We start from the raw sequence: 11,610 nt of genomic DNA, 5'->3' as shown, positions 1-11,610 counted from the left end.
ATTTAGATGTTGTTTCTGATGATGTTTTTGTTGATGATTTTGATGATGATTTTGATGATGTTTTTGATGTTTGTTCTGTTGATGATTTAGATGTTGTTTCTGATGATGATTTAGATGTTGGTTATGATGATGATTTAGATGTTTTTTCTGATGTTGATTTAGATGTTGTTTATGATGATGATTTTGATGATGATTTAGATGTTGGTTCTGATGATGATTTGGATGATGATTTGGATGATGATTTGGATGATGATTTAGATGTTGATTCTGATGTTGATTTGGATGATGATTTAGATGTTGATTCTGATGTTGATTTGGATGATGATTTAGATGTTGATTCTGATGATGATTTAGATGTTGATTCTGATGATGATATAGATTGGAATGATGAAGATTTTGATAATAATTCATTTTCCTTTGATAATTTAGTTTCTAAATCATATTCGTTTTCAAAAACTCTTCCAGTTTATGGTGCTGGTTTAAGCACAAATCATAATTCAAATAGTAATGAAACAACTGAAATCACTGTATTTAATTTTAATTCAAATAATGAAAAGGAATTAATACTCAAGAATAGTGTCATATCATTTAAATCTATTTTAAAAAAAATTAATGTAGAATCTAATGATAATGAAACACAAAACAATACTAATAATGATGTAGATGAAAAATTAGATAATGAGGATGCACATAATATTAATTATTTTAATATTTTTGTAATTATTATAATTTTGATTTTGCTGATTATTGTATATAAGAAGTTAAATTAAGAAATTTAATTTCTTAATCTTTTTTTATTTTAAATATAATATATTTTGTACAATTATTGTTTATTTGTCAAAAAAATTGATATTTTAATATATTTTGAATAATTATATATGTATCTATGAAAGATTTATTTGATTACTGTGAATTTGGAGACTTAAAACTCAATAGTAGAATTGTAAGAACGGGATTGTGGGAATCTGAAAGAGAAAAATCCGGTAATTTAACTCCTGAAATTTATAACCGTTATGAAAATATAGCTGCCAGTGGTGTTGGATTAATAATCACTGAATTAATCTCTCTTTATCCACGTGATGCATTTTCTAAATGGTCTCATACAACTCATTACACTCAATTTGTTCGTGAAGCGAAGGACCTGACTGATCTTGTTCATGTATATGATGTTCCTATCTTTGCTCAATTAGGTTTTGTCAGATATAATAAAAAAGCAGAACAGGACATATCTGTGAATGATATTTCTATTGAAGATATTCGTAAGATTCAAACAGACATGATTGTTGCAGCTCAAAAAATAGACTTCGCAGGTTTTGACGGTATACAACTGGGTCTTGGAAACTATTATTTCCTCTCCCGTTTCATAAATCCAAGTTTCAATTCAAGAGATGACAAATATGGTGGTAGTACTTTGAATCGTCTTAGGATGGTTTTAGAGATGATTAAAGTAATCAAAGAGAACACAAACCTCCATATTAATTGTCGTTTAAATGCATTTGACAGTTCAACTAATGGAATGACTCTTGAAGAAACAATTGAAGTAGCTAAACTCCTTGAAAAGTTCGGTGTTGATTCACTTCAGATTACTCGTCCACGTTCACCACAGTTCTTTACACGTGAAAATAAGGATAAAAATCCATTAATTGATGCAACTTCCAAAATAATTGAAAATATTAACATTCCAGTTATTTTAGGTGGTGGGGCAACTAGCCAAAAACAGATTAATGATATATTAAATGAAACTGATATTGATTTTATTTTAATGCAAAGGCCTTTTGTTGCAGATCCGAGCTTTTTAGTGGATTGGCAAATTGAAGGGGACGGTGTTAGCAGATGCATTGCTTGCAATAACTGTTACTGGAAGAAAACATCAACTTGTTTTATAAAAAGCTGTAGTATTGATAAATAATTATTAAAAAAAGAAAAAAGTTGTACTCAATTAGAATGTTTGAGTACTACTGTCTGGACTTAAAGAAACACTTTGTGTATCTAAAAGATTATTGTTAGTATCGTATAAGTTGATTTCAGCAAAATCAGGATAATATTTAAATGAATCAGCACTTTTTACATTAATATATCCTGATGAATCAACAGTTTTTGTAACCATATTTCCTTTATTCAAACTTGATCCATCTCTTGAATACTTGATTTGTATAATTACTTTTTCACCTGAATGCTCAGAACCAACATCAATGCTTGCATATGTCTTTGCAGATAGACTGCTTCCTGTTGAGAAACTACCCCCAAGTATTGTCATTGCACTAGTAGCCGGTGCAGAACTTGAAGATGATGAAGAAGATTGTGTTGTCTGTGGAGAATCAGTTGATTGAACTGGATTTGAATCGGAAGCCGCATTATCTTGGACTTGCTGGCCATCACTGTTATTTGCAAATCCGATATATGCAAATGCACCTGCAAGTGCGATTGCAATAATAATCAATGCAATAATTATGTACTTAGTGGTATTATCATTACCTGACTTTTTATTATTGATTGAATTAATAATATTTTCATGGCTTGCTTCCTTCTTTTTTAAAGGTGTTCCACATTTTTTGCAAAATTTTGCAGAATCATTATTTTCACTATTACAATTTGGACAATACATTTTTAAATATCACCTCTAATTATATACTTATTTAATAATATGTTATTCACAATATTAAAAATTATTTATTGTATTGCCTAAATTTTTCAATGAAGTTTTCAAGCTCTTCTTCAATTTGAACTAATGTAATAATTGGTTTATGAGTCAAAAGAGAATTCAATGTTATTAAAAAAGGAATAGCTTCACCAATACGAATATTATTGAAATCCAAATCCTGATATATGATTTTAAAATTTCCATTTGTATGCTGGTATATTTTAAGGCCTATCGGAACAAAATTAATCTCCTCTTTTTCAATCAATGTTTCCAAATCTTTTGTTCCTTCCAATATGTCTTCAAATTCAATTTTTTCCTTTTCCAATAGGGGTTCTACAAAATCAAATCTAATATCATAATCATATTTTGAATAATGGTTCCTGAAATAGTTGTCAACCATCAGATAATTGATAAAAAGCTCATGGTTTAATATTGAATATTTCTTATTATCTAGAATAAATTCCATGATAATATTAAGTAAAAAATAGTATAAAAAACTAGTTTATAATAAAACTAGTTTTCTTGTGGTGTATATTTTTTAATGGAAATCTGTTTGAATTTCCTGATAAATAATTTTGCCCAGATGTATCCAACGGTTCCTCCAACAAAACAACCGAATACAACACCAGCATATATTCCTTGTAATCCCCATCCGAAGATGAAACAGAATATATAAGCAAATACTGTCTCCAAAATTAAAGATCTAAGGAGGGTAATTAATAATGAATAAGTTCCTTTTCCAACACCCTGGAACATCATTGAAGACATGATTCCATGAGGGATTGCAAGAACAAACAAGCTCAATATTTCTATTGCAGTTGCAATTTGAGGTGATAAGCTTGCACTAGCTGCAGTATATGAGAACACAGTTGCAATTGGAGTTGCGAACACAAACATTATTGCTCCAAGAATAATGGAGATTACAAAACCTAATTTGATTGAATAGGAATGTGCAGTTTTTAAATTTTTATAGTTGTGTGCACCGTATGCAACACCTGCAACGGTTAAGACAGCAGTTCCAAGACACATTAATGGAATCATTGCCAATTGTACAATTCTCATTGATGCAGTATATACAGCCACTGCAGTTGTTCCTGCAGTAATTACAAGCATTCCGTTAATCATGATTGCAAGAGCTGAAAATACAATTGTTTCCAATGTTGATGGAATTGCAACTTGTAATGTATCAATCATTAATTTCCCCTGATAATCAAAGTTTTTAAAGGACATATCAAGATATAAATCTTTTTTACCCCAGATCCAGTAGCTCATAATAACACATGACATGATTGCAGATATTACAGTTGCCCATGCTGCACCTGCAATTCCAAGATTCAATATATAAATGAATATCGGGTCTAAAATAATGTTTAATATTGCTGTAATTGCAATTGCAATGGTTGCACGTCTCATATCTCCTTCGGATCTGAAAATTGCTGATGCAACTCCTGAGTATACAAATACAAATAAAAATCCGAATATGATGTAACTGTAGTCCATTGCATACTGAATAGTATCTCCAGCACCCATGAATTGTAAGATAGGTACCATGAATACTTCAATCAATACTGTAAATATTACAGATACGATTACTGATAATAAAATAGCATGTAATCCTGCATTGTTTGCCTGTTTGTGATTCTCAGCACCGATGTTTCTTGCAATTAATGAATTTGCACCAGCACCAATACCATTTCCAAGTCCGACTAAAATCATAAATAATGGTGTAATAAATCCAATTGCAGCTAATGCATCTGCACCAAGTCCTGCTACCCAGATACTGTCTGCAATATTGTACATCATAATGAGTAACATTGAAATCATCATTGGAATTGCAAGTTTTACAATAGCCTTTTTAGGATCTCCAGTAATTATTTCAATATTTTTACTTTTACTCTCGCTCACTTTTTAATCTCCCTTTCATTTATTTCTATAATTCTAATTGCGATTTCTTTTAAATCTTTTCTTAATTCATCTTTATTGATTAACTCTTCAGTAAAAACTTCGTTTTCCCATTTCTTGAGGATACAAATACTTTTAGTAAGTGTATCTTCTCCTTTTTGTGTAAGAGAAACAATATTTTGACGTCTATTTTCATCGTCAATCTTTCTAATTACCAATCCATCGTCTTCCAGTTTTCTAATGGATCTTGCAACTGCACCTTTATTGATATTGCATCTTCTAGCAATTTTTTCCTGATTAACTTTATTTTGGTGAGCTATTTCATATAATACGTGCAATTGACTATAATTAATGCCAAATTCATTTAAACTGTGGTTTAAGAAAAATGTTTGGCCTCTTGAGATGATGGATATTAGTATGCCAATGGGAAGTTTTGAAGAATCAACCATATTGTATTCTTCATTAACCATGATATCTTCCATTTAATCTAAAAACGAGGTTAAATCATAATTTTCTTTTTTAACTTCTTTAGTTGTTAACTGTAAAGTTTTCAATGGTTTTATTGAGGAGTCTTCCATTTGTTTGAAACTTGATTCAAATCCTCTGCTTCCTGCAGTCAGGAAAAACTTCACATTATTAAATTTACCTTCGTTTTGCTTTAAATAGGATATTACTGGATTAGCTACTTTACCTGCCCATACAGGTGCTCCAATATAAACTACATCATAATCTTGTGGATTGTATTTCAATGATTCTAATTCCACAATTTTTCCAGTAGCACCGTCTTTTGCTCCACGGGCATAACCTAACTTTCCTTCGTAATTTACTTTAGGTTTGATTTCTTCAATGTCACAGTTTAATTTGCCTGCGATATCTTCAGCCAATCTTTTTGTAATATTTGATCTCGAATAATATGTTACTAATGATTGCATACATTATTATTAATGTTTCATACTATATAAACTGTTGCCTTGATAACAATTGCAATATCAACAATTGCTGTTGCAACAATAAAAAAAGAGATGGGAATTTTATTCCCTGAACTTTAATCCGATCTTAAATGCATCAGCAACCTTCTCACCCATCCTGTAATATGCATGAGTCACATCATCATAAGCCAAAGGATTCAATGCCTCAAAATTAACCTTATTTTTTTCATTCAGCACATCTTTGTCTGCTTGAATATTGACGATTTCTCCTGTAATTTGAGTATGGCTTCCAACTTCTTTGATAGTCATTACTTTACATTCCAGGGACACTTTAAATTCATTGATGATCGGTGCATTAACAAAATCTCCCTTTTTTGTTGTAAAATTAACCTTATCAATCTTATTTTCATTATATCCTGATTCTATTCCAAGATAATCTGCTTCACCTGCATGTTCTACACTTGGAAAACCAATGCAGAATTCTTCACGTTCCAAAATACTAACAAGGGTTTTTCTTTTTAATGTTGAGTTAATTGCTATCATTACTGCTGGAGGCCTGTGGGAGCACATTGTTGCAAAAGCAAGGGTACATGCATCAACATTGCCTTCCTTGTCATATGCACTTGCTATAACTGCAGGTGCGGGATACATCATTGCTTGTGGTTTTAAATTAACTTTCATAATACTTATTAATTTCAAAGTAGTATAAATAACCTTATGAACAAGTTAAAAATAGCTAAAACAATTTCAACAATAACAAATCCGCCGATAATCTGCATTCCATTATTTTTCATAATCTGTCTGGTCTTGTCATTTGAAAATGGAATGTTCAATTTCAACAAATTCATTGTTCTGGAGTTGATTTCATTGATTTTTGCATCAATTCTACCTATGGCAATCATTGTCTATTGGGCTAAAAAGCTCAACACTGACAAGGATATATCAAACAGACAAGATCGTTTCACTCCATTGGTAGTTGGAATTGTATCCTATTTCATTGGTTTTTTAGTATCATTAGCTTTAGGACTCAGCGATTTTTTAACTGCACTTCTTTTATGCTATTCAATCAATACTGGTGTTGTCCTATTGATTACTGCAAAATGGAAAATCAGCGTCCATACCACTGGATTGTCAGGTCCTGTCGGGGCGTTGATTTTACTTTTAGGACCAATTGGAGCATTATTCGGAATTCTTTATCCTATTTTAATATGGTCACGTGTTACATTGAAGAAGCATACTCTTGCTCAGGCTATTGCAGGTGGAGTTCAAGGGTTTTTCCTAACTGTCCTTGAGATGTATCTGTTTATTTCATTGTTTAACTTCAATGCAGGCAATTTGGTGCCTTTAATTGACTGCATATGGTATATTCTAGCTATAATATTTACTCCAGTGATACTGGGCATATTGGCATATAGCAATATAAATATTAAAAAAACAGTTTTCAATGTAGTTACAATAATAGGATTTGTGGTATTTTTAGTTTCTGCACCATTAAGTGCATTCATTGTTTATATTGTAGTTTATTTGACCAGTTATTTCATAAGTTTATATGCAGGTAATGCTTTTATCTGGTTTGATATTTTAAAATAAGTTATTAAAGTCAAATTCGGACAGATTACAAACTTCATTAAACTGATTGCAAACTTTTGATTGTGTTTTTTCATTTTTTACAATCAGATTATTCATATTGGAACAGGCGTAGGTTAATGAATGCTCCAAATCATTGCTTACATAATCAATGATTAAGTCAAATTTGTAGTCACCATACTGTCTTTTATAGTTCCTATTGAACATTTCAGTTAAATCAAAATCCAATTCGGTTCCTTTTTTCACGAATTTGTTTAATTTTATCTTTTCGTTGACAGTTGGGTTTAAGTTATGTCCTATTGGCATAAATTCAATATTTTTTGGAATATTTTCAAATAATTCAATATGATTTTCCTTGATATTTCCTGCCCAAGGTCTAAATGAGATAAAAATATTTAAATTGTCATCTGCATGTTCAAGCATTTCAATAAGTTGATTTAGTGCTTGAGTATCTTCCATAGATCCAGTATAAATTAGAATATTCTTATTGGAATTATTGATAATTTCAGTTTTGCAGGACTCTTTTCCATTGATTACAGTATCACATATATGTTCTGCACTGTCAATTGAATCATATTTGCAGTATTCATCAATGAATTCAGAATCATCATAGTTTTTTGGTGAATTTAATTCTTCCAATAGACCATCAACAGTTTGAACCTTCGGAAACGGCAAGTCTTCAATAGGGAAATATAATCCTCTGTCTTTTAGGTATTCATCCTGATCATAGTTAAATATAATGATTTTTCTGCGAGTGCTTGCAAAATCAAAAAATACGCTGGAATAATCAGTAATAAGAACATCAGCAACATTTAATACATCATAACTTTCAAAGTCTGTAGGATATGCCATGATATGTTCATATTTGCTAAAGTCGATTTTTGACTGATTATATGGATGGAACTTGACAAATAAAATCTGATTATCGGTTAATTTCAAGTTTAATTTACTTAAAAACCTGTCAACATCATTCTTTTGCTGTTCATCTTTTCTGTCATTAACAAGCCCCTTGAATGTAGGCATATATACAAAGACTTCCTTGCCTTTTAAGTTTAATTTTTCTTTAAAAATAGCATTATCCTCTAAAAAAACACTATTTCTCGGATAACCTTCAAGGAGAAATGTTCCTTTATAGAACTTATCAATCATGTATGCATGGGACATTTTATCCATCATATATTCATTTGGGAATAAGATATAATCACTGAAGAAAAATGATCTTTGAATAATACCGATAGTATGCTGTTCTGATGGATTGTCAAAACCCATTAATTTCAATGGAGTTCCATGCCATGTATTAGTGACTATTTGACCAGGCTTTTTGATGTATTTATGTCTGATGCCAGAATCAGTGAAAATGTATTTGGCTTTATGCAATACTTTGGTTGCTTCATCTTCATCTGTTATGACTTTAGTAATGTTTAGAGGGTAATGGTTGATTAGGCATTCAATTTTTTCTTTAATGTCTTTTGTTGCATATACATATATCCTAAAATCACCATATTTTCCATTGGATAACTCTTCAGCAATTCTAAAAATGTTTCCTGTAAAATCCAAACCGTTTCTTGACTCTAAATAGATAATATTTTCATAAATCTTATCATTATGATAACTTTTATAAATAGCAGTATTGTCTGCACATTCATTCAAGTTATTGATTTTATCCATTAAAGCCATAGTAATCACAAATAATTGTTATGTATAATATATTTGATAGTTATAGTTAATAATATTTAATTTTCAAATTCGTCAATTAAATTATTTGCAATTTTCCAGTCATTATGGTCGTCTATTTCAGTCCATTTAAGACCATTTGTTAGCACGTAGTCGATGGTTGTATCTCTTGAAAGTGGCTTGTATGCAAAATCATAATAGTTTTGCCTGTCCTCGTCAATTAGCTGAGATAATATTTCATTAAAATGAGGTAAATCTTCTTTAATGACCTTTGAAACACCTATAAATTCTCCGGTAGATGATGGAATATCAATCTCTTTTCCGATTTCAGATATGATTCCGTTAGCTATTGAATTATCAGCATTGGTTTTCATATCGTCTAAAATCAATTTGAATGACTCTTCATTTAAATCCTTGAAATCATCTACAATCAAACTTGTATTGTCTGTTTTTACAATTCTTTCAATGATTTTGGGATCGACTACATTGTCTCCATTGATTAAAATGAAATCATCCGGTTTTTCATTTTCAATATATAAACTTGCAAGATATGTTGATACAGATGTGTTGGTTTCATTATATTCTTCATTTTCAATAATCTTGATTGAAATGTCCAATTCATCTTCAAGTTTTGGAGCAATTTCCAATACTTTCTCTTTCTTATATCCAACAACTAAAATAAATTCACGGATTCCTGCATTCATGCAGTTTCCAATCATTCTTTCAAGTAATGTGAGGTTGTTAATTTCAAGTAATGGTTTTGGAATTTCATCTGTAAGTGGCCTTAATCTGGTTCCCATTCCTGCTGATAGAATTACACTAATCATAAAATCATCTTTTTATTCAATATTGTCCCATAATTTATAAAATGCTTTTTTAGGTGTTACCTTTTTAATGATTACATCATATACGAAGTTTACAATGTCGCTGCAAATATTGTTTTTTGAACAAATGTCCTTAATTGCCTTGATGGAGTTTTTACCCTCAAATAAAACTCCCATTGTACTTTCATCCATAATCAGCCTTTGGCCGTATAATACTCCTAAAGTATGGTTTCTACTTTCACGGGATGTGGAAGTCAAAATCAAATCTCCAAAACCACAATATTCATGGACTGTATCGGATTTACCTCCAATAGCTTCAATAATTGTTATTGTATCCTTAAAACCTTTAGTCAATACTGCAAATCTTGCATTCTCGTTAATGTTGATTCCTTCACAGATACCATTAGCTATTGCATTGATGTTTTTCAGGATGCCGCAAAATTCGATTCCATATATGTCATCGATAATCTTAACTTTAAACTGTTTTGTTGACAATACTTTTTTCACTTTAACAGAGTTTTCATAGTTTTTAGAAGCAATATTGGTTACAGTTGGCAAGTTTAACATTATTTCGGACGCAAAATTAGGCCCTGATAATGCAACATAATTGTCATCGAAATATTCTTCAATCAGATTGCCCATTGTCTTTAATGAAGGGTATTCAATTCCTTTTGCTGTTGTTACAATAATAACGTCATTTTTCACAGTTCCCTGAAGATCTTCGAGGGTTTTTCTAAAAGCAGAAGAAGGAATTGCTAAAAAAATAATGTCGCATTCTGATAAATCACCAATATTAACTGTTGCTTTTATATTATCATTCAATTTGAAATTTGGATAATATTGGGAATTGTATCCTGAATTGTTGATTTCATCGCAAAGTTGTTCATTTCTTAATAGCAATAACAATTCAGATACATTTTCGCTAACATGTTGTGATATTGCAGTTCCAAGGGCACCTGCTCCAATAACGCCGACAGTCATATTCATCAATACACCTATTAAAAAAGTTTATATATTAGTAATATATTTTTACTTTAATTAAAATGTTTTGTAATCTTTTTAATAAGAATGGCTATTCTGAGTTCAGACTTAAAAAATCATCATAGTCTTCTGATTCTATTATGTCAAGGAAGAACTTTTTCTTTACTGGACCAAGATTATCCAAATAGTCCTGATAATATTGGCTCTGTTTAATTGAATCGTAGTCTTTTTTAATTAACTCATAAAGTGGAATCTTATAATTTTCTTTAATGTCTCTTAAAGCAAAACGAGGTCCATTAATTTTATAGGCCAACAAATCAAATTTGTATGTATCATACCATTCATTTTCCGTAAATATTCTCATTAATGCCTGACCTGCTGGAATGGTATCAAGGAATTTCCCATCAACAACATTAGTTATAGACTCTTCATGCTTTCTTCTGTAGTACAGCTGCTTTTTGACAATTGAAATTTTCTCAGCTTTTAAGAGCACATAATAAAAGAAAGGCATATCCTCAAACAGGATTCCTTCAGGAAACTTAGCATCAATTCTCTTTAAAAATGAAATATTGTATATTTTCTGACACACTCCAACAGACAAATCAAAAATGGAACCCTTGAAATCATTCATGTTGAAAACGGTATTTTCAAATGATTCATCAAAGATATTTAGGTTAAACCAGTCATTTTCATAAATCTCACCCGTTTTATCATCATAATTAATCATCTGGTAGAATGTGAAATCAGTATCCTTGGCCTTTGCTTCCATATATGCAATTTCCATAGCATCCTCACGGTACCAGTCATCACCATCAAGATACATTACATATTCCCCTTCAGCAAGAGTCAATGCCTTATTTCTACTTGCTCCAGGACCCATATTTTCATGATTGATTAGTTTGAGTCTATCATCGTCAAAGCTATTGATGATATCCAGTGTATTGTCTGTTGATCCGTCATTAACAACAATCAATTCCAAATCTGTTAATGTCTGATTTAATATGCTTTCAATAGCTTTTTTGATATATTTCTCTTCATTGAAAGCGGTTAATATAACTGAAATCTTTACCAT

The 11,610-nt window shown here is 30.7% G+C and carries 13 protein-coding genes; 3 read left to right on the top strand and 10 right to left on the bottom strand.

Going from position 1 to position 11,610, the window contains the following annotated elements; translation table 11 throughout:
* On the top strand, positions 1-770 hold a 770-nt coding region (locus tag MR875_10110), incomplete at its 5' end, for a hypothetical protein (GenBank protein MCI6995192.1).
* Between the two features lie 116 nt (positions 771-886).
* On the top strand, positions 887-1,909 hold the full coding sequence (locus tag MR875_10105; protein MCI6995191.1) for a tRNA-dihydrouridine synthase: 1,023 nt from the start codon (positions 887-889) through the stop codon (positions 1,907-1,909).
* Between the two features lie 30 nt (positions 1,910-1,939).
* On the opposite strand, the gene MR875_10100 is transcribed toward MR875_10105, so the two are convergent.
* From MR875_10100 to MR875_10075, 6 genes are all read right to left on the bottom strand, one after another.
* The gene (locus MR875_10100) at positions 1,940-2,605 is read right to left on the bottom strand and encodes a zinc ribbon domain-containing protein (GenBank protein MCI6995190.1); all 666 of its coding nucleotides are present in this window, start codon (positions 2,603-2,605) and stop codon (positions 1,940-1,942) included.
* Positions 2,606-2,666: 61 nt separating this feature from the next.
* Positions 2,667-3,107 carry a hypothetical protein gene (locus MR875_10095; protein MCI6995189.1) on the bottom strand — a complete coding sequence of 147 codons (441 nt, stop codon included), beginning with the start codon at positions 3,105-3,107 and terminating at the stop codon, positions 2,667-2,669.
* A gap of 47 nt (positions 3,108-3,154) precedes the next feature.
* On the bottom strand, positions 3,155-4,546 hold the full coding sequence (locus MR875_10090; protein ID MCI6995188.1) for an MATE family efflux transporter: 1,392 nt from the start codon (positions 4,544-4,546) through the stop codon (positions 3,155-3,157).
* Entirely contained in the window at positions 4,543-5,013 is a 471-nt protein-coding gene (locus MR875_10085) for a MarR family transcriptional regulator (GenBank protein ID MCI6995187.1), read from the bottom strand. The genes MR875_10090 and MR875_10085 overlap by 4 nt, the downstream gene beginning before the upstream one ends.
* 12 nt (positions 5,014-5,025) lie before the next feature.
* Complete coding sequence (locus MR875_10080; GenBank protein MCI6995186.1) at positions 5,026-5,475, bottom strand: flavodoxin; 450 nt, start codon at positions 5,473-5,475, stop codon at positions 5,026-5,028.
* A 99-nt stretch (positions 5,476-5,574) separates the two neighbouring features.
* Positions 5,575-6,153 (bottom strand): flavin reductase family protein, encoded by a 579-nt coding sequence (locus tag MR875_10075; GenBank protein ID MCI6995185.1) that lies wholly within the window; start codon positions 6,151-6,153, stop codon positions 5,575-5,577.
* 36 nt (positions 6,154-6,189) lie between these two features.
* Between MR875_10075 and MR875_10070 the strand changes: the two genes are divergently transcribed.
* The gene (locus MR875_10070; GenBank protein MCI6995184.1) at positions 6,190-7,062 is read left to right on the top strand and encodes a hypothetical protein; all 873 of its coding nucleotides are present in this window, start codon (positions 6,190-6,192) and stop codon (positions 7,060-7,062) included.
* Here MR875_10070 and MR875_10065 read toward each other — a convergent pair.
* The 4 genes from MR875_10065 to MR875_10050 form a co-directional block, all read right to left on the bottom strand.
* Positions 7,054-8,736: a CDP-glycerol glycerophosphotransferase family protein gene (locus MR875_10065; GenBank protein MCI6995183.1), complete on the bottom strand. Its 1,683-nt coding sequence runs from the start codon at positions 8,734-8,736 to the stop codon at positions 7,054-7,056. The two genes, MR875_10070 and MR875_10065, sit on opposite strands and share 9 nt — an antisense overlap.
* A 56-nt stretch (positions 8,737-8,792) precedes the next feature.
* Positions 8,793-9,560 (bottom strand): phosphocholine cytidylyltransferase family protein, encoded by a 768-nt coding sequence (locus tag MR875_10060; GenBank protein ID MCI6995182.1) that lies wholly within the window; start codon positions 9,558-9,560, stop codon positions 8,793-8,795.
* Between the two features lie 12 nt (positions 9,561-9,572).
* Positions 9,573-10,544 (bottom strand): NAD(P)H-dependent glycerol-3-phosphate dehydrogenase, encoded by a 972-nt coding sequence (locus MR875_10055; GenBank protein MCI6995181.1) that lies wholly within the window; start codon positions 10,542-10,544, stop codon positions 9,573-9,575.
* Between the two features lie 85 nt (positions 10,545-10,629).
* Positions 10,630-11,610 carry a glycosyltransferase family 2 protein gene (locus MR875_10050; GenBank protein MCI6995180.1) on the bottom strand — a complete coding sequence of 327 codons (981 nt, stop codon included), beginning with the start codon at positions 11,608-11,610 and terminating at the stop codon, positions 10,630-10,632.

Source organism: Methanobrevibacter sp. (genome assembly GCA_022775905.1).
Lineage (GTDB): Archaea > Methanobacteriota > Methanobacteria > Methanobacteriales > Methanobacteriaceae > Methanocatella.
The sequence above is the reverse complement of the archived record's forward strand: the minus strand, read 5'-3'. Positions and strand labels throughout refer to the sequence as shown.

Excerpts from the sequence above, each read along its gene's own strand:
- MR875_10095 (MCI6995189.1), bottom strand. The coding sequence starts at position 3,107 with ATGGAATTTATTCTAGATAATAAGAAATATTCAATATTAAACCATGAG.
- MR875_10085 (MCI6995187.1), bottom strand. The coding sequence starts at position 5,013 with ATGGTTAATGAAGAATACAATATGGTTGATTCTTCAAAACTTCCCATT.
- MR875_10100 (MCI6995190.1), bottom strand. The coding sequence starts at position 2,605 with ATGTATTGTCCAAATTGTAATAGTGAAAATAATGATTCTGCAAAATTT.
- MR875_10080 (MCI6995186.1), bottom strand. The coding sequence starts at position 5,475 with ATGCAATCATTAGTAACATATTATTCGAGATCAAATATTACAAAAAGA.
- MR875_10070 (MCI6995184.1), top strand. The coding sequence starts at position 6,190 with ATGAACAAGTTAAAAATAGCTAAAACAATTTCAACAATAACAAATCCG.
- MR875_10055 (MCI6995181.1), bottom strand. The coding sequence starts at position 10,544 with ATGAATATGACTGTCGGCGTTATTGGAGCAGGTGCCCTTGGAACTGCA.
- MR875_10105 (MCI6995191.1), top strand. The coding sequence starts at position 887 with ATGAAAGATTTATTTGATTACTGTGAATTTGGAGACTTAAAACTCAAT.
- MR875_10050 (MCI6995180.1), bottom strand. The coding sequence starts at position 11,610 with ATGGTAAAGATTTCAGTTATATTAACCGCTTTCAATGAAGAGAAATAT.
- MR875_10065 (MCI6995183.1), bottom strand. The coding sequence starts at position 8,736 with ATGGCTTTAATGGATAAAATCAATAACTTGAATGAATGTGCAGACAAT.
- MR875_10060 (MCI6995182.1), bottom strand. The coding sequence starts at position 9,560 with ATGATTAGTGTAATTCTATCAGCAGGAATGGGAACCAGATTAAGGCCA.
- MR875_10075 (MCI6995185.1), bottom strand. The coding sequence starts at position 6,153 with ATGAAAGTTAATTTAAAACCACAAGCAATGATGTATCCCGCACCTGCA.